This is a genomic window from Acetobacter sp., assembly GCF_052102375.1.
Taxonomy (GTDB): Bacteria; Pseudomonadota; Alphaproteobacteria; order Acetobacterales; family Acetobacteraceae; genus Acetobacter.
Genome location: NZ_JBQDXI010000003.1, coordinates 64,330 through 83,337, shown reverse-complemented (window position 1 = coordinate 83,337; position 19,008 = coordinate 64,330). Strand labels below are relative to the sequence as shown.

Annotated in this window: 13 protein-coding genes; 4 read left to right on the top strand and 9 right to left on the bottom strand. The window is 51.7% G+C overall.

Annotated features, from left to right (window positions below):
* The first annotated feature begins 236 nt into the window (after positions 1 to 236).
* Positions 237 to 1,736 carry an amino acid permease gene (locus tag ACTIDN_RS02115; protein WP_441375824.1) on the top strand — a complete coding sequence of 500 codons (1,500 nt, stop codon included), beginning with the start codon at positions 237 to 239 and terminating at the stop codon, positions 1,734 to 1,736.
* Between the two features lie 169 nt (positions 1,737 to 1,905).
* Here ACTIDN_RS02115 and ACTIDN_RS02110 read toward each other — a convergent pair whose 3' ends face one another.
* On the bottom strand, positions 1,906 to 2,355 hold the full coding sequence (locus ACTIDN_RS02110) for a hypothetical protein (RefSeq protein ID WP_441375823.1): 450 nt from the start codon (positions 2,353 to 2,355) through the stop codon (positions 1,906 to 1,908).
* Between the two features lie 224 nt (positions 2,356 to 2,579).
* On the opposite strand from ACTIDN_RS02110, the gene ACTIDN_RS02105 reads away from it, so the two are divergent.
* Both ACTIDN_RS02105 and ACTIDN_RS02100 read left to right on the top strand, forming a co-directional pair.
* On the top strand, positions 2,580 to 4,280 hold the full coding sequence (locus ACTIDN_RS02105; protein WP_441375822.1) for a hypothetical protein: 1,701 nt from the start codon (positions 2,580 to 2,582) through the stop codon (positions 4,278 to 4,280).
* A complete protein-coding gene (locus tag ACTIDN_RS02100) occupies positions 4,277 to 5,044 on the top strand; it encodes a glycosyltransferase family 2 protein (RefSeq protein ID WP_415508166.1) in 768 nt (255 codons plus the stop codon). Before ACTIDN_RS02105 ends, ACTIDN_RS02100 begins: the two co-directional genes overlap by 4 nt.
* Positions 5,045 to 5,063: 19 nt before the next feature.
* Here ACTIDN_RS02100 and ACTIDN_RS02095 read toward each other — a convergent pair whose 3' ends face one another.
* The 6 genes from ACTIDN_RS02095 to ACTIDN_RS02070 form a co-directional block, all read right to left on the bottom strand.
* On the bottom strand, positions 5,064 to 6,434 hold the full coding sequence (locus ACTIDN_RS02095) for an ATP-binding protein (RefSeq protein ID WP_441375821.1): 1,371 nt from the start codon (positions 6,432 to 6,434) through the stop codon (positions 5,064 to 5,066).
* On the bottom strand, positions 6,434 to 7,162 hold the full coding sequence (locus tag ACTIDN_RS02090; protein WP_415508168.1) for a response regulator transcription factor: 729 nt from the start codon (positions 7,160 to 7,162) through the stop codon (positions 6,434 to 6,436). The genes ACTIDN_RS02095 and ACTIDN_RS02090 overlap by 1 nt, the downstream gene beginning before the upstream one ends.
* 427 nt (positions 7,163 to 7,589) lie before the next feature.
* Positions 7,590 to 8,336 carry a sulfotransferase family 2 domain-containing protein gene (locus tag ACTIDN_RS02085; RefSeq protein WP_441375820.1) on the bottom strand — a complete coding sequence of 249 codons (747 nt, stop codon included), beginning with the start codon at positions 8,334 to 8,336 and terminating at the stop codon, positions 7,590 to 7,592.
* Positions 8,337 to 8,763: 427 nt separating this feature from the next.
* Positions 8,764 to 11,478 (bottom strand): M16 family metallopeptidase, encoded by a 2,715-nt coding sequence (locus ACTIDN_RS02080; protein WP_441375864.1) that lies wholly within the window; start codon positions 11,476 to 11,478, stop codon positions 8,764 to 8,766.
* A 147-nt stretch (positions 11,479 to 11,625) separates the two neighbouring features.
* Positions 11,626 to 12,285 (bottom strand): 2OG-Fe(II) oxygenase, encoded by a 660-nt coding sequence (locus ACTIDN_RS02075; protein WP_441375863.1) that lies wholly within the window; start codon positions 12,283 to 12,285, stop codon positions 11,626 to 11,628.
* 81 nt (positions 12,286 to 12,366) lie between these two features.
* Positions 12,367 to 14,349, bottom strand: a complete 1,983-nt coding sequence (locus ACTIDN_RS02070) for an AsmA family protein (RefSeq protein ID WP_441375819.1) — start codon at positions 14,347 to 14,349, stop codon at positions 12,367 to 12,369.
* A 218-nt stretch (positions 14,350 to 14,567) separates the two neighbouring features.
* On the opposite strand from ACTIDN_RS02070, the gene ACTIDN_RS02065 reads away from it, so the two are divergent.
* Positions 14,568 to 15,644, top strand: a complete 1,077-nt coding sequence (locus ACTIDN_RS02065; RefSeq protein ID WP_415508171.1) for an AI-2E family transporter — start codon at positions 14,568 to 14,570, stop codon at positions 15,642 to 15,644.
* 33 nt (positions 15,645 to 15,677) lie between these two features.
* Here ACTIDN_RS02065 and uvrB read toward each other — a convergent pair whose 3' ends face one another.
* On the bottom strand, positions 15,678 to 17,945 hold the full coding sequence (gene uvrB, locus ACTIDN_RS02060; protein ID WP_415508193.1) for an excinuclease ABC subunit UvrB: 2,268 nt from the start codon (positions 17,943 to 17,945) through the stop codon (positions 15,678 to 15,680).
* A 73-nt stretch (positions 17,946 to 18,018) separates the two neighbouring features.
* Positions 18,019 to 19,002 carry an aldo/keto reductase gene (locus ACTIDN_RS02055; RefSeq protein WP_441375818.1) on the bottom strand — a complete coding sequence of 328 codons (984 nt, stop codon included), beginning with the start codon at positions 19,000 to 19,002 and terminating at the stop codon, positions 18,019 to 18,021.
* Positions 19,003 to 19,008: the final 6 nt, after the last annotated feature.

Here is a 19,008-nt window from a genome sequence, read left to right as displayed (position 1 = left end):
GAGCAAAAAATGGCGCAAGACTTGTTCTGCTTTTTCATTTGGTATTAAGAACACCCCACCAAAACACTTCGACTCTCATCCGGATTATTGTCTTTCCGTACTGAACTTGCTGGATTTTTCGAACAGAGTTTGAGAATTACAGCATGCGCTCCGCATGGCTCACATGGCCTTGTGGTGTATGCCGCACAGGCACTTGCCTACCGGAAAGACACTCCGCGCCCAGTAAGGATGCCTGAATGCCTCAGTCTGCCCCTTCCTCTCCTGATCCGCAGCACAAGACTGGCAGCACACTGACGTCTGAAGGCTATCATCGCGGCCTTGGCAAACGCCAGATGCAAATGATCTCGATTGGCGGTGCTATTGGGACAGGGTTATTTCTGGGGGCTGGAGCGCGTTTGCAGCAGATTGGGCCATCGCTCGCCCTAGTGTATCTGTTGTGCGGTGTATTTGCTTTTCTGATGCTGCGCGCAATGGGTGAGCTGGTCATGCACCGCCCGACCAGCGGCAGCTTTGTCTCCTACGCGCAGGAATTCCTTGGCCCCAAAGCCTCTTACATTGCGGGGTCCATGGCGTTTATGAACTGGGCCATGGCAGGCATTGCCGATATTACGGCAGTGGCCCTTTATATGCATTTCTGGGGTACGTTTGACGCCATACCACAGTGGGTTTTCGCCCTTGTGGCCCTGCTGCTTATTACCGGCATGAACATGATTGGCGTGCGCTGGTTTGGGGAAATGGAATTCTGGTTTTCCATTATCAAGGTTGGGGCGCTGGTTGCATTCTTGATTGTCGGGTCTGCGGTATTAGGCCTGCGGATGCCCGTTGGCGGACAAATGCCCGGCTTTCACCTGATTAGCGAAAATGGCGGCATTTTTCCGCACGGCGTGTTACCGGCTTTGGTTTTGGTGCAGGGGGTGGTGTTTGCCTACGCTGCCATTGAACTGGTTGGTACGGCTGCCGGGGAGTGTGAGGATGTAGAAACCGTGCTCCCCAAAGCCATCAATACCGTTATGTGGCGCATTGCCCTGTTTTACGTTGGCACCATTACATTGCTTGTGCTCCTACTACCTTGGAACAGCTACAAAGCGGGTGTTAGTCCGTTCGTCACGTTTTTTGCCAATCTGGGTATTCCCGGCATTGATAGCATTATGAATATTGTTGTGCTGACTGCTGCCTTATCCAGCCTGAATTCCGGCCTGTATTCTACAGGCCGCATCCTGCGGGCTCTGGCACTGGATGGGTCCGCCCCACGTTACCTGACCCACATGAATCGAAACGCCATACCCAGTGCCGCCATCCTCACAACTGTTTCCATTTATCTGGTAGGCGTGGTGCTTAATTATTTTCTACCTGCCCAGATATTTGAGATTGTGTTGAATATTTCTTCAATTGGTATTCTAGGCACATGGACCTTTATTGTCCTGTGTCAGATCAAACTGCGGCAAGGCATTAAAGCGGGTAGAATTCCGGCAACATCCTTCCCCATGCCGGGTGCCCCGGTTACGGCATGGCTGACACTGGCATTTTATGCGGCTGTTTTGGTGATGATGGCGTTTGATTACCCCAACGGCACATGGAGCTTCTGTGCTCTGCCGATTATTGCCTGCCTGCTGGTTATTGGATGGAAGGTCTTTCGCCACACGCCAGACCATGATGCAGTGCCGCAAACAGTTCCGTCCATTCAGTTGACGGAAGATCTGCTGGAAGCTCCCCAGACCTTTAGAAAACCACGTTAACACACCACACCTGGTTTTCAGCAGGAGACCTGCTGGGGCAAAGCGACACAAGCAACTTTTATGAAAATTGCTCTTTACATTAAAGAAAAAGCCAGCCTTTACAGGCTGGCCTCATTCTCAAACACAGTAGCGGTGTTTTATGACGTCCGGCTGCCCTTCTTCTCCACCTTTAGCGAAGAGGGCGCTTTTCCCGGAAACCAAAGCACACATAGTGCATGAACGGACCGAAGGGGAATGCCTCGATATCAGGGTTCGCTTTAATGTAGGCTGCACCATCAAAATGCGGGTTCGGGTTACGGCCTTCATCCATACCATGCTTCAGGAAGTGCTCGACCGGCTCAACACCTGCCTCACGCACATCAGGATAGACAGACAGGTACCATAGTCCGTCGAAGGCAATTGCAGCGTCTGCTTCCGAGGTTGTAACCGCAACAGCTTTTTCTGCAAACAGGTCTGCCTCATCCAGCAAGCCAGTAAAGTTTACATCCAGTTTTTCTGGTTTGTGTGCTGGAGCTGCTTTGGTTACTTTTTTCACCGTACCGACACGACGGACAGGCTGTTCTGCCGCCACTTCTTTCGGTTTCGTAACGCGTTTTGCCCGCACTTTATCTTTACTCACTCGCCCTGTCATAATTCCACTCACCGTGTTGATTGCCTCGCTTTTCTTAGTAAATTCTTCTTCCGCTTGTCTAGCGTCTTTGCCCCTTCCTGCACAGTTTTCTGCACTCATCATATGGATATTTTGCTAATGCTCTATAGATACTGCGTATGAGTCTCGAGTTATCCGTTTATCCAAGATACAATACTTTTAAAATTAATATTAAATGAAAATAAACAAAAACAGTGGTTTTGTTCGTTCCGAACCTGGAAAAACAAAGTTTACCTGAAAATAATGTACGAAAAGCCTTTTGGTCGCCTCTGATCTCTCTTACTATAGAAAACCAGAATAAACATTTTTCTATTGCGAGACACCAGAGCTCTATAAGGCTAGTAATGACAACGCTGACATCCTGGAACATAAAAGATATCCGGACGATTCTTGAGTCAGGTCAGTTCAATACAGAGTTCTATACCACCACGTACCCGGAAACACAGGCGACTGGGCTGGACCCTATTATTCATTATGTGCTTTTCGGGTGCCACGAACAGAAGAACCCCAATGAATTATTTAACACGGAAATCTATAAAAACCTATTCAATGCTGTTATTCAAAAAGAAGAAAATCCATTCGCCCATTACTTGAGAAACAATAAGAGCACTTATTTTTTCGAAAAAGGCCTCTTGCAGAGTTACTCCCATAAGATACTCACAAAATGCTATAATAAATTTGAGAATTATGCTTTTTTCAGCGAAGATTATTATAGAAAAATCCATCCGACCTTAACATTTTCAGGCATATCTCCAACCCGTCATGCTTTATTATACGGCATTGGTGAGGGGCGAGATGTTCTGTACCCTTACAACATAGCTCAGTATTTTGGCCGGGAATGCAAAAAACCCACGACTTATACACCAAACACAACCAGCATTGTTGGCAACCTGCCGCAAACGGTGGGAGTTTTTTACCACTCTGCTGGTAATTCCTTTATTCATGAGCTTGCGGAACTGCTTCAAGATTATCTGAAGAAAGCCGGGTTGAGTGCACAACTCATGACAGAAAAGACCCCTCTTTCAGATAAGCCTGATCTTTGTATTTTCTGTGCGCCGCATGAGTTCTTCTTTCTGGAGGGCTGCGAACACTGGAAACAGGAGCATATTCTTGAACAGGCTATCATGTTCAATACAGAGCAACCCCAAACGCTTTGGTTTACACGCGGGCTGATTTACTGCCTGATGTCCGCTGGTGTTATAGATATCTGTGTGCAAAACCTTCAGGCTTTCGCAAATATCGGGCTGACTGTATTTCACTTTGACCCAATCCCCACTATCCAGAAAGCCCGCCTGAAACCGGCGGATAAGAAGCATCCTTTCTTTCGTGTGCTGCCAGACGCAGCACAAAGTGGCTCTACGCCGCTCAAGCCACTTGCGGAGCGCGCTATTGATGTCAGCTTTTTCGGCAATAGTTCTGCTAACCGCGAGAAATTTTTTGCCCGTCAGGCAGCTTTTTTTTCCGACTACGCCTGCTTCCTGTATTACCGAAAAGCAGACGGGCCGCTCACCACACAGGGCCAGTACGACATACTGGCACGCTTGCCCCGTTATGTAGCTGAGAACTCGAAAATTTTGCTAAACGTGCACCGAGACGATAACCATTTTTTTGAATGGCACCGTATTGTTAGCCAAGGGATGGCGTCTGGCGCTGTTGTTGTGACAGAAGAATGTTTCCCCCATCCCCTTTATAAAGTTGGAGAGCATTATATGGTCGAGTCCAGTCGCCATATTCCAAACCTGATTGAATGGCTCCTGAACACACCTGACGGGGAAAAAGAAAGCAGGCGGATACAAAAAAACGCCTTTAGAATTTTTGCTAATACATCACTCAGGCAGGTCAAGAACCATGACCTGCTTTGCTATATCTCTTCTGTATGGACCGCTATTCTATGATCATTAAACCTTGGGACCCACCTGCTGAGCGTGTTTTTTTTCATAAAAAGAAAGGTCGTGTACCAGCCGACCTTATCAGCATTTGCGTGACCAACTATAATTATGCGCATTTTATTGAAGAGTGCCTGAATTCGTTAGCGGACCAGACGCATCAGGCTCTTGACCTGATTATTGTCGATGATGCCTCCACAGACCCTGAAACAGACGCCATTCTTCTCCCTTGGCTGGAAGAGCATAAAGACCGTTTCTATCGCGTATCGTTTTTGGTTAACCCCTATAATCAGGGTCCCTCTTTTTCACGCAATATCGCATTTAACTATGCTTTGGGTGAGTGCGTCTTTATTATGGATGCAGATAATACTGTCTATCCCACAGCTTTGGCCAAACACTATGACGCCCTGAACCGTGGCCAGTTTCCGGCGGTATATTGCCAGTTGGAAGAATTTGGAGACCGGAATGGTATAGGCCAGGCAGACATATGGGATACGGCCCGGATGCGTAAAGCCAATTACATTGATGTCATGGCGCTCGTCCGCAAAGATGTGTGGCAGCAAGTTGGCGGCTTTTCCCATATTGAAGATGGATGGGAGGATTACGACTTTTGGATGAAATTTATTGATAAAGGTCTGGAGCCGGGCTATTTGCCAGAAATTCTATGCCGCTATCGTGTACATAATGCATCCCGCACAGCGCGAGAGGCCCTGATTGCCCATGAGCGTCTTGAACTCATCATGGCATTCCGCCACCCTGCCCCGGAAGCGTAAATACAGTGGCAATTATGGGCTAGGCCTTCTCGGCCAGAGTTTTCTTGCGCTGCTGTGCTGCAAGGGGCAGCTTTACGCGGGCGCACAGCCCGTGCGGGTGCGCAGCACCTAGCGTCAGTTGCCCTTTGTTGCGGCTAATAATGGCATCTGCAATAGAAAGCCCTAGCCCCAGACCACCATCCAACGAACGGGCCGGATCCAGCCGGGAAAAAGGCAAACGCGCCTTTTCCAGAAGATGCGCTGGAATACCCGGTCCGTTATCGCAAATATCTATCACCGCATACTGACTATCATGACCAAGGCGGATCTCTACTTCTTTCCCATATTTCAGGCCGTTTTCAATCAGATTACTGAGCGCCCTCTCCAATGCTATGGGCTGGCATATGCAGGTTTGATACGCTGGGCCTGTATAAGAAATGGTATGCCCGACAACACTGAATTCATGGCACAATGTTTCGAGTTGGGAGGCCAGATCAATTTCCTGCGCTGTTTCTGCATCGGTCTGTTCACGCAGAAAATGTAAGGCACCATTCAGCATTTTTTTCATAAGTGTGAGGTCATGCTTCATGGCTGCAGGAGACGCCTCTTCTCCCCCAAGCTCCAGCCTTATGAAAAGACGCGTCAGTGGTGTACGCAGGTCGTGCCCAATAGCTATCAACATCCGTGTCCGCTCCTCAGTAGAAGCGGCAATACGCGCCTGCATTCTGTTGAAGGCATGCGTTAAACGGCGGACCTCGGTTGGGCCCTGCTGTGGTAGGGGTTCAGGCGTACTGTCATATCCAAAAGCATCTGCCTGAATAGCTATATTTCGCAAGGGCCTGCTCAGGTGCCAGATACTCCAAAACGTCAATGCCAGTGCTATCGTCACCAAAGACAGTAAGGAAATTGTCAGCGGCATTGTCCACCGCATCATATGGCCAAAATGATGCGGGTGCCGGTCAAACACGATAACACTGATATTATCATGTGGCAGATAAAGAGAGGCTAGCAGACCCTCTCCAACCTGTGGTGCACAGCTTTGAGCATCGATCGGGTATGGCCCTAAATTGCCTCGATAGACCAGCATATTGCGAATAAAGGTAGCCATATGGTCTGTTGGCACATGCTGACAGGCGGCATCTTTGCCAATAACAAAAGTTACCTCTGCGCCGGACATTTTTTCAGCTATGTTCGCTCTGACTGCTGGCGGTGCAGCCTGAAGAGCCTGAATTCCGGTCTCAACAGCAAGAATATTCGTGAATGGTCCGGGTGGCAGAGGGGGAGGCACCAAAGGGCGAAACGCATACAGCAGCAGGGATGTAACCCCAAGCGTCATGAACATGCATAAAGAGACCAGCGCAACCATCTGCCCGTAAATGGTACGTGGAAAAAAATGCTGCCATTTTAACATTATTTTGTATCATCTGGGTCAAAAACATAACCACCACCCCGAATAGTCCGGATAAGTTCAAGCTGACGCCCTTCGTGAGACAGCTTGCGCCGCAAACGGCTGACCAGCAGATCAATAGCGCGGGAATCTACATTTTTTTCGTCACTACGGATCAGGCTGAGCAGTTCCGCACGATTAAAGACATGGTGCGCATTCTGGCAGAGTGCGAGAAGCAGGTCTGTCTCTGACCCCGTCAGGGCAACGCGAATACCGGTTTTGCCATAGAGCGCACGCTTTGAGGGTTCAAAAACCCAGTTATCAAAACGATAGTGCTGTACAAGAGCAGATGTCGCTGGAGTTACCCTTTCCGACTGCGGGCGCCGCAATACGGCACGGATGCGTGCAGCAAGTTCCTCCAGATCAAACGGTTTGGCGACGTAATCATCTGCTCCAAGATCAAGACCGGAAATACGATCATGGATATCACTTAACGCACTGACCATGATAATGCGTGCGTCAGATGTCTGGCGCAGATGCTGACAAAGGGCATACCCATCTTCATTCGGCAACATGATATCAAGCAGCGCAAGGTCAATGGAATGGCTTTTCTGTACAACCTCAACGCCAGCAAGATTGAGCGCAGTAAAAACCGTATAGCCAATTTTTTCTAGAAACCTTTTGAGAAGACCACAAATTTCTGGATCATCTTCCACAATCAAAATGTGTATGTCTTGCTGCGGTTGTGTCACGGCCTTATACCCCTCGGGCAGTGTAGATGACGAATGGGAGAGAGATGTGACACAGCTAACAAAATCTCATTCCAACGTGTTTCTCTTTATTCCCGAAATTTTATAAGCTTTCACTGGGAAAACAAGAAAAAACCGGGCAACTCACCCAAAGGTAGCGAGGCTCAGTGTTGTCTCACCCATTGTCATTACCATAATGGCCAGCGCCGTAACGAAACGAACAGCTGTTTGACCATGCCAAAGTCCTTACCTGAATATGTAGAAGAGCAATCTTCCATATTTATCCCGAGCGATCATAAGAACAAAAAAAACGACTGAACAGGGCATGAAGGGTTTTACCCCGCATATATGTCAAAGATGAAAAATAATATTACCTCGCAACAAATACACGCTATTTTCGTATCTGTAATTTTTTGAGAAGCCTGACGCGTCACGATACCATTTGCGCGCATCTCAAATGCCTCTGCAACGCGTAATCTGCCCTATACAAATCACGAATTTTTTCTTTCTGGCTGGGCGTCAGTCCCGTTGTAAAACGCTGTGTTGTATTGATTTTTTTAATCTCACACCCTGCCAGCGCAGAGACAAAACAGGACAATCGGTTTATGTGTTTGAAATTAAAAAGCTTCTGCACAGCCATATCCCCATTCCTGTCGGTCACGTACCAGTTCTGCGGGCGCAATACGTGGTCTAGCTTATAAATGGAAGACGCACTCTCCACATACCCTATCATCAGGTCTAGCGTTGTCAGGTGTGCATAACGTGACACAAAACTGGGGTGCAAGGTCACATGGCTGCCCCCGCCATTGCGGATAAAGTCGTAAGCTGACAAAAAACGTTCCACCGGATCGCGCCACAGGGCAAAGCTTGGCAGCTTACTGACAATATCGGGCGCATGAGTCTGGTAATACCGAATACTCTCGTGCCGCATGGTACAGCCATACAAGCTATAAGAAAGGGCTGTACCCGCATTTTTGGGGACATGAATAAACAGAACCCCGGCTTTGCGAATAAGCTCCAGACGTTTCAGCCGTTGCTTACTAAGCGGAACAGGGAGCCTCCAGTCCATATAACGTTCCTGAAGGTCACTATGCAGGGTAACCCCGCAGATTTGCTGCAATGTTCGTTTGCGGGTTTCCTGAAAATGGTTGCGAACATGGTGCAGGACAGAAGACATGAAGAACATTCCGAACAAACAAGGGAATAACAGGAATATGCTCACGCCCCATCCATCACATTAACTGAAGGAAAGGTTATGGCCTAAACAGATACAGTGTTAACCCACGAGTTTTCCGGTTTGTAGTGCCAGAAACAGCTTAATGATTTTTATTTCATTTGTGATAAAAAGTATTTATTCAAATACTATAGAATTTTTTCCATTATAAACGCTAATTTCTTTTTGTCAGAATAAATACAAATGCGGTGCGTGTTTCCCACGCGCTACTATCGGGGAGCAGCCATTTCTCTTATTTTGCATTTTTAGATGCAGTGAGCGCGGCTATTGCCGTTATGTGTGAAACGCAGCAAGAAGCCCTGAGCCCGGGCTTGACGCATCAAGCCCGGTTGATACCCACCCTATAGAGCGTGGGTAAAGGGTTAGTCTGTTACCAAGTGGGTGTCGGGCCTTTGACAATCTGGGCCATACCATCAGCACGCAACCATTTTTTGAATGCGGCCTGAATATCCTCCGCTTTTGCGCCGTAATATGCATTGGCCGCTTTATCGACCGTATCCAGCGGCAGGCCAAGATTTTCAAGGCCAAGGTATTCACCCGCAATCGCCCCCAGACTACTGCGCCGCAAAGGCAGGCCTCGCAGCAAGGATGCTTTAGCCAAAGCCAGTTCATCCTGTGTCACAAGGTGATCCTGCATGTCTTTTAAATCTTGCATTGCAGCAACGCGGGCTTTTCCGACTTTATCCGGGTCTGCGCCATAAGAAATATTGTAGCTGGCGCGGGTGCGGTTCCAAGAGAACTGACTGCCCACAGAGTAAACATACCCACTCTTGACGCGCAGATCCTTATACAGGCGGGAAGAAAAACCACCGCTCCCTAAAATGGTATTTCCCAATGTCAGCATAAAGCGGTCCGGATTGGTAACTTGCAGTCCCAGTGTCTGGGCCAGAACCACCTCATCCTGAACACTGCTTTTATCTGGCACGTTGGCACGTGAGGGCTTGTTCAACGGAACGGGGGCCAGTTCAACATCCGGTTTGGGACCTTCTGCTTTCCAGCCGCCAAATTCTTTTTCAACTACAGCACGCGCTTTCTCTGGTGTGATGTCGCCTGTCACAACAATGGTGGTCAGGTCCGGACGCCATACTTTCTGATAATACTGTACCACATCATCATGCGTCACATTCATGAAGCTTGCAGGGGTTGCTTCACGCAGTGTGGGGTCTCCTTCCGGCACCAAGGCTGCTGATACGGCCCGGCTGAACAGATAGCCGGGTGACACCAGAGTCCCGGCCTGAGCGCGCGCCAACTGCGCACGTAGCACCTGGAACATCTGATCAGGAAAAGCGGGGTGTAGTTCGTTCTCTGCCAGCAGAGCCACACCTTTTTCAAAATCCTGCGTTTGTGTTGCGACAGAAAAATCTCCGCCAGCATCTTCCCATGCCGGAATATCATCCAATGCTTTCTGGAAAGCCAGACGGTTATGTTTGGTGGTGCCAAACGCAAACAGCTCCTCTGTTAAACTGCTGACGCCTTCTTTCCCTTTAGGCTGCTGCAAACTGGGGTTACGGCGTATTGTGCCGGTCAGTTGCACGGTGTGGCTGACATGTGCAGGCCATACAATCAGCTTTAGCCCATTTGGTAAGGTGCTGACTGTTGGCAACGGTGTCGGCACAGGTTTTTCCAGCGTGGAAAGCGCTTTTTCCGCCCAGTCTGGTAACACAACAGGCTTATCCGACGTAGAAGCAAACGATTCAGCACCGCCAAACCCTTTGCCTGCTACTGGTTTGCCCGAACTTTCAGGGGTGAGTACGGCAGTAACGGCGTGAGCGGGGTCCAGCAAAGTTGCGGCTAGTTTGTTTACGGCCTCCGGTGTGACAGCTTCATAGGCTGCCACAGCGTCTCCCGGCGAGTCCAGATCACGGAAAGTCAGAGCATCAGACCAGATACTGGCAAGATCACTCACAGAGTTTGCAGAGAACTGTAATTGTGCAATCTCGCGCTTTTTAGCAGCTTCTACCAGTTCTGCCGGAACCCCATTTTTCCGGATATTTTCAAGAACAGCCTTTAAGTCTGCAAGTGTTTTTGCAGAATCTCCGCCTTTGGGGAACGCTGCAAGAGCCAAGCCAAAACCGGCACGTTTTTTTGGCATATATTCAAAGCCAGCCATAAGGGCCTTACCTTGCGGCACCAGCTCAAACAAGGCACCTCGCTGACTTTCCAAAACATCTGACAAAATATCAGCTATTGCAAAATCCTGCGCCGCTTTTCCGGGCATGGGATAAGCCACCGCGGCAAAGCCAACTGCGTAGTCCGTTGGTAGGGCAAGGGTACGCGCAGGGGTTGGTTGTGGTGTAATTTTACGGCTTTCCGGCAGGGGTTTACGCGGAATGTCACCAAATGCCTCCCGGACCTGCGCCAACGCTGTTACGGGGTTTATATCCCCTGAAATAACCAGAACAGCGTTATTGGGGGCATACCATTTATCGTAAAACCCTTTGAGCAGGGCTGAGTCTGTCTTGTCAAAAGATGGGCGTGTGCCAAGGGCATCATGCTCGTACGGAGTACCCGCAAACAAAATGGACTGAAGCTGCTCCACGTATCTATAGCCGGGGCTGGACAAATCACGCGAGACTTCCTGCTCTATGGCGCCCCGCTCTTTGTCCCAATCCGCCTTGCTCAGGGTCAGGCCGCTCATCCGCAGCGCCTCAATCTTGAGCAGCACAGGCAGATCCCGCGCCTGCGCTGTGTAGAAATAGCGTGTCACGTCTTCTGTGGTGAAGGCGTTATACCCGCCGCCCAGACGCGCCCCTATGGTGGCCAACTGGTCCTTATCCAGCCCTGTACTGCCACGGAACATCATATGTTCCAAAGCATGGGCTGTGCCGGGGAAACCTTCTGGCGCTTCAGCAGAACCCACCATGTAATTGACCTGTGTTGTGACGACAGGGGCCAGACGGTTGGGGATAATAACAACTTTCAGGCCATTGGGCAGCGTGGCGCGCACAACCTGCGCGCTGCTTAATGCCGCAGGAATCTGCGCGGATGGCGCTGCAGAAACAGGCGCACCCTGCTGCGCCTGTGCCGGGACAACAGCACAGAACGAGGAGAGTGCCGTACCCGCCAGCATGGCTGCCCCCAGCATGAAGGGAGCTATTTTCTGCCCCTTTCCACGCTGCTTATGGTGTACGCCCTGCCCTGTTGTCTGTTCTGCTGCGTTATATGTCATTTTAAAATCCTGTGTTTTTTACTCAATGTAAATGGGTATATCCGTACTTGTCCGGCACTCGCCCTACCGTACCAGACCCGGTAGAGAGAACTTTTTAGCCATGGCGGACAGTTGATGACGGCGCAGCTCTGAGCGTGCACGCGCGTCTTCGGTCATATAGTTCAACTGTATGGTATAGCGTTGCCCAACAAACTGCCGGTGCCCATGCCATGTGGTGGGGCCATTGGGGAAGATGAGAAGTGTGCCATCCACTGGCTGCACTTCTTTGGTATAATCTTCAATATCGTGCGGGCCGCGCAACAGGCGCAGGCAGCCTTCCTGCTTCTCCCACGTCTCACCCGATGGGTTGAGATAGAGCAGAATAGTCACACGCTTTGCCAGTGAGTCCGTATGGATACGGCCATCCTTTTCCCGCGTACGGCCACGCATGGTGAGCATGGACGGCGCATTGTCCAAATTGAGGTTCAGTTTTTCAGCAATCAACTGCCTCAGTTTCGGCCCCTCCAGCTCTTCCACAAGAGCGTGCACCAATGGGGAGAGGGTAAGGGCGAACGGCGGGAAGGACCCTCCCGCTGAAATATCTGGCATGGCTGCAAACAGACGGGCCAAATCTTCCTTACGGATGAAGTTGGGCACCACAATGTGGGTGTAGGGGTCTGTACAGACAGGGGCGGCTGCCAGCGCCGCATAATCGGGGTGAAGTGTGGTGTCTGACGCTGTCATGGCTTTCTCTGTCCAGATAGTCTGTGTCAGCGCCACGGTAGAAGGGTTGTAGGGCAGGAACAAGGCCTGCCCGCCAGTACGCTACTTCTTTTCAGGAGATATAGCGCGGTAACAGGCGTTACCTTGCGCAAATTTCCGCACACCTGCGGGGAGTGCGGTCAGACGTTCACTTTGTGCCAACATTGCACGCCCTTCAGCAGACCACTTGGCCAGCCCGACGGTAGGACTGCTGAAGCTACCGCTGACACGCACCGGAATGTCCAGCGCAAAGCGGCCTGTTGTTTCGCTCTGCGTACTGAAAATCAGGTCAAACCATTTACGGTTGATGTCAAACCGGGCATTGGCAGACAACGTGCCGTCAGCCGTTTTAATCCGCAGCGGCAAGGCCTGCCCTGCGTTGTTCTGCATGCTGACGACAGCCAGAAGGCACTGCACAGGTGTCGTACCATCCACCTTGTGAAACAGCATACCCAGATCTGCCGAAGCTGCCTTAATGACCTTACGGTCCAGCGCACCATTTTTCATGCTGACCGCTGCCGCCACGGTTGCGTGAGACATGGCCGCATTGAGGGTGGGCTGGGTAGCTTCCACTGTCATCTGCATATCAAGCCGCCCGCGCAGTGGCACGGACTGGAAACCCAGCGCCCGCCGGAAGGCATCAATATCCGCCCCGGTAAGGGCAGCCTGCCCCTGCACATGGGCATTGCCTTTTGCTGCGGCTTCTATTTTGCCTGACGCATTAAGTGTTGCGCCAAGATAACCAACAGACAGGGTGTTAATATTCATAACACCCGGCATGACGGACGCCATGAGCGTAGTGGAATTAAGACGATACACGTTGTAACGGATATCTTTGGCAATGACGCGTGCTTCCACCAGTGGGTCTGGCGTTGCAATCACCATAAGCGGCAAGTCTGTTGCACTGTCGTTGCTGGGTGCGCCATTTTTTGCCAGAAAACCATTCAGGTCCAGTTTGTCGAACGCAATATCTGCTTTCACATGGTCTGGCTGACCCCGTGCGCCTTCTTTTAACTCAGCGAGAGTAATGGTCAGCGGGTTGCCTTTAACACTGCCTTTACCCTGCGTCAGACGCCACACATCAACAGCATGAACAAACTCTCCTTCCATCTGCATGGGGATAGTCAGCGGAACGCTCAGCCCGGCTATCGCCATCAGTGGGGCGGAAGTTGGCGTATCAACCGTTACATGCCCTGCCAGCCCATCAGCATTGACGGGGTCTGTGGCTGTACCATCAAATTTAATGGTCATGTCACCAGAGCGAATTGTCGCCTGCATACCGTAGGGTTTGCTGCTGTCCCGCAGGTCTGCAAACGGTTGAAGCGTGGCCTCTATTTGCACCGGATTGGTGTTATAGGCCCCATCCACCTTGAAGGTGACCGGACTGTTTGAATCCTTGGTTTCAAGGTTTACGGTCTTGAGCGCTGCCCGATAGTCCGTACCGTGTGAGGTACGATAAATGACGTCGCCGTTGGTAATGGCAACATCCAATGATGTCGGGTAACTGCTACGCTCCTGCGCAACCGGGAACGCTGGCATGGGGCTGGCCTGTGGCGGAAAATGGGGTGTCAGCTCTTCCTTGGGCAAGGCTTTCGGGGTGGGAGCGGGCTGTGCCTCTTCACCCTGTTTTTTAAAGCGCCAGTTGGGTTTGTTCTGTGGGGTTCGTTCAACCAGAACATGCACGCTATCGCCCGCAACATGGCGGACAATCATGGGGCCTTTGAACAGGGAGGCCAGCTTGACCTCGGCTGACAAATGACCCACCCGCACCATATCCGGCTCGGTACCGCCTTCAATGTTTGCCACATGCACATCACCCAGTTGCACCTGCAGCCATGATCCGGGCTTAACAGTCAGGCTGTGTATGGTGACAGGCCGCCCCAGCATGGCCGTAGCCCTGCGCCCCACAAATGGCCCAAGATTGACATGCCCCACAGCAAACCAGCCAACCAGAACGGAGGCCCCGGCCACCCCCAAAACGCCCCCTGCTGCACAGAGAAGCCAGAAACGGCGGGAGCGTTTGTGACCGGTTGGATTGGTTTGCATGCGTTCCACCATTATTTGTTTTTTAAACTGGCTGTCATCTTTTGTCTGGCATGGCATACAAGGTCTGTCCGCACAACCTTGTGCATCCTGACAGCCCGGCATACCAAGGTTTCACCACTGCAAAAAACAGGCCTGTTCTCATAACAGGCCGGAACGAGACAGACTATTATGCGGTTTTTACCAAGCAACGCACAGTATTTATGTAGGGCTGACACACCATGAGCGTTCCTTCATCCCAACAGGCGCGTTCTGTGCTTGCCGCCATGATGGCCGGGGTCATGATTGCGTTTTCCCTGTGGGTTGTCCGGCCTTTCCTGCCCTCCGCCATCTGGGCCATTACTATTGGCATTACAACGTGGCCGCTTTTACTGCATTTGCAAAAACTGCTGTGGGGTAGCCGTGCTCTTGCCGTAACTGTGACAACCGTATTTGCGTTGCTTGTTTTTGTGCTCCCGTTCTGGCTGGCAACAACCACGGTAGTTGCCCATTCCACAGAATTGATAAGTCTGGGTGAAAACGCACTGACATTCCGTGTGCCACCAGAACCCACATGGCTGGCGGACCTGCCCGGTATTGGGCCACGCAGTGCTGCGCTGTGGCATAAGATAGAAAATGCCCGCCTGCCCCAACTGCTGGACCAGATATCACCGGATGCCGGTAAAATTATTCAGTGGGCTTTAGGGTCTGTTGGCAGTTTTGGCGTACTGGCACTCCAGTTTTTATTAACGCTGATTATGATGGCGGTGCTGCACAGCAAAGGGGAAGCCGCAGCAAGCCTGATGCTGGATATTGGTTACGCTTTGGCAGGCCAACGTGGCAAGGACATGGTGCAACTGGCTGGCCGGACTGTGCGTGGTGTGGCGATAGGGGTGACTGTTACCGCATTAGTTGAAACCGCCGTAGGTGGCGTGGGAATGGAGCTCACTGGCATGCCCTGGGCCAGTGTGCTGATTGCCATTACCTTTATAGCCTGCCTGCTTCAGGCGGGGCCGGGTGTTACGCTTATTCCTGCTGTAATCTGGATGTTTTTTTTCAAGGATATTCTCAGCGCTATTATTCTGTTGTGTGTAACAGTGCTGACCATTGTTATTGATAACCTGCTACGCCCTTACCTTATTCGTAAGCAGGCCAATGTGCCGCTTATTTTGATTATGCTGGGCGTTATGGGTGGACTGGCCGGGTTTGGCCTAGTGGGTATCTTTATTGGCCCGGTTATTCTGTCCGTAACCTATACGCTGGTAAAAAGCTGGCTGGCGGAAACGCGGGCGGAAGACCCGCAAGCGCCTACGCCCTAAACCAACAACCAGCCGTTTGCAGCAAACGGCTGGTTAGCCGCGGCTTTTGCCCCGGCCGCCCCGCTTAGGTTTAGGGTCATACCCCCCACCGCCCGGACCCAATGGCCGAGGGACCTGATCCTTCTTTTTGCGCCGCGTGTTCCCACCCACAGCAGCCGGTTTCCCCGCTGAGGAGGCAGGAACTGGCGGAGGCTCTATGCCCAGTTGCAGAGCCTCCAGCCGTTTAATTTCATCACGCAGGCGGGCCGCTGTTTCAAATTCAAGATCTATCGCCGCCTGACGCATCCGTTTTTCAAGACCGGCAATGGCGGCATCCAGATCCTGTCCGACAAATTCCGTAACGCCCAGATCTTCATCTGGTGAGACAGTGACATAATCCTGCTCGAACACGGAGGAGACAATATCCCCAATACTTTTCCGCACGCTGGTTGGGGTAATGCCGTGGGCGGTGTTCCACTCCATCTGCTTTTCACGCCTGCGGGCCGTCTCCTCTATCGCGTAGCGCAGGGAGTCCGTCATTTTATCCGCATAGAGCAGTACCCGGCCTTCCACATTACGGGCGGCACGACCAATGGTCTGGATAAGAGACGTGCGGGAACGCAGGAAGCCTTCCTTATCGGCATCCAGAATGGCAACCAGCGAACATTCAGGAATATCCAACCCCTCACGCAGCAGGTTGATGCCGATAAGGACATCAAACGCGCCAACGCGCAGGTCACGGATAATTTCTATTCGCTCCAGCGTATCAACATCCGAATGCAGGTAACGCACTTTGATCCCTGCCTCATCCAGATAATCGGTCAGGTCTTCAGCCATGCGCTTTGTCAGGGTGGTGACAAGCACACGCCCACCGCTGGCAATGGTTGTCCGGCATTCTGCCAGAAGATCATCCACCTGATGCTCTACAGGCCGGATATCCGTTACCGGGTCAATCAGGCCTGTTGGGCGGATAACCTGCTCTGCAAAAACGCCTTGTGTGCGCTCCATTTCCCACGGGCCGGGCGTAGCACTGACAAAAATACTCTGGGGCCGGAAAGTATCCCACTCCGCAAAGTTCAGGGGCCGATTATCAAGGCAGGATGGCAGGCGGAAGCCAAATTCTGCCAGCGTTGATTTACGGGCATTATCCCCGCGCTCCATCCCGCCAATCTGCGGCACGGTAACGTGGCTTTCATCCACAATCAGCAGGGCATCTTCGGGCAGATATTCAAACAAAGTGGGTGGTGGGTCACCGGGGTCACGCCCTGAGAGATAGCGTGAGTAGTTTTCAATGCCTTTGCACACACCTGTGGTTTCTATCATTTCAAGATCAAAGGTGGTGCGTTGATCTAGCCGCTCAGCTTCCAGCAGTTTACCCTGCTCCGTAAAGCGGTCCAACTGCTGGCGGAGTTCCTGTTTAATGCCCTTTACGGCCTGATTAAGAGTGGGCCGTGGTGTGACATAATGGCTGTTGGCATAGATGGTAACTTCCTGAAGGTCGGCCGTTTTGTCACCTGTCAGGGGGTCAAATTCAGTAATACCGTCAATCTCATCCCCAAACAGGGAGATGCGCCATGCGCGGTCTTCGTTCTGCACCGGGAAGATATCAATAGTCTCACCCCGCACACGAAAAGTGCCGCGCGTAAAGGCGGCGTCATTCCTGCGGTATTGTAGCTCAACCAGACCACGCACAAGGCGGTCACGGTCCAGCTCACCGCCCAGTTCCACCTTCACCACCATGCGGGAATAGGTCTCAACCGACCCAATACCGTAAATGCACGAGACAGAGGCCACGATAATCACATCGTTCCGCTCAAGCAGCGCCTGTGTGGCGGCATGGCGCATTCGGTCAATCTGCTCGTTTATCTGGCTGTCTTTTTCAATAAACGTGTCAGAACGCGGCACATAGGCTTCCGGCTGGTAATAGTCATAATAGCTGACAAAATACTCAACCGCGTTATTGGGGAAAAACTGTTTCATTTCCCCATAAAGCTGTGCGGCGAGCGTTTTATTAGGAGCCAGAATAAGAGTTGGTTTTTGCGTGGCCTCAATAATCTTGGCCATTGTAAAGGTTTTGCCAGACCCAGTTACACCCAGCAAAACCTGATCCCGCTCACCGCTTTCCACCCCGGCCACCAGTTCCTTGATGGCGTGAGGTTGGTCCCCTGCTGGCTCGTACTCTGACACCACTTCCATCTGTCGGAGCTTGGGTCTGGCGGTCTGTTTTTCTGGCTTAAACAGAACAGGCGGTAACGCAGCCGCCTTCTCGCTCAGAGAGGACCGTTTGGATGAAGCAGAGCGGGGTGTTGAGCGTGTGGCCATGGCTTCTAAGATGGTGCGGGAACAGGAGAACTGCAAGAGCCACCCTGCCTCCACACCATGCTCTTCAAGGGTTTCAGGCGCGCGTGGGAGGCGCCATAAATTCCGGGCCTACGGGGTCAGGAATGTCACGCGTCAGGATGCTATCAATAGCCGTCATATCCGCCTCCTCCAGCGTCCAGCCGAAGGCTTCATCAACCCCGCTAATCTGCTCGGGTTTTCTGGCCCCCCAAAGGGCAATGGTTGGGCCACGGTCCAGCACCCACCTGATGGCCAGCGCCAACATGCTTTTTCCGTATTTGTCGGCAATGGCTTTCAGGTCTTCCACTGCTGTGAGGTACTGGCCAAAGCGGGGTTGCTGAAATTTGGGGTCTGTGCGGCGCAGGTCGTCCCCTTCAAACTGTCGGTCAGCCGTCATGCGGCCAGACAGCAGGCCACGGCAGAGCGGCCCATAGGCCAGAACAGCCAGACCATGTTTGACGGCATAAGGCAGAATATCAGCCTCGATCTCCCGTTCAAACAGGTTGTAAGGCGGTTGAATGGTGGCAATAGGCGCAAATTTGCGGAATTCATCCATCTGCGCGGGCGAGAAATTACTGACCCCCAGCGCCTTGACCTTACCCGCCTTGACCAGCTTTTCCAGCGCGCGGGCTGTGTCCTCCAGCGGGGTTTTGCTATCCGGCCAATGGACTTGGTACAGGTCGATACAGTCTGTGCGCAGGCGGCGGAGAGAGTCTTCTATTTCCTGCTCTATGCGGGCCGGGCGGCTGTCCCGAAACACCTTTCCCTCCTGCCAGTTCAGGGCAACTTTTGTGGCCAGAATAACTTGGTCGCGCTTACCTTGCAGGGCACGGCCAATCACCTCTTCAGAATGGCCAAATCCGTAAACCGGGGCTGTATCTATCACGTTAATGCCCAGTTCCAGCGCTTTTTCTATTGTACGGGCTGCGTTTGCATCATCTGGTCCGCCCCACATTGCGCCACCAATGGCCCATGTTCCCAAGGCGATACGGGATGCAGGTTTGGACAAGCCGGAAATGGTGAGTGTTTCTGCCGTCATGATTTG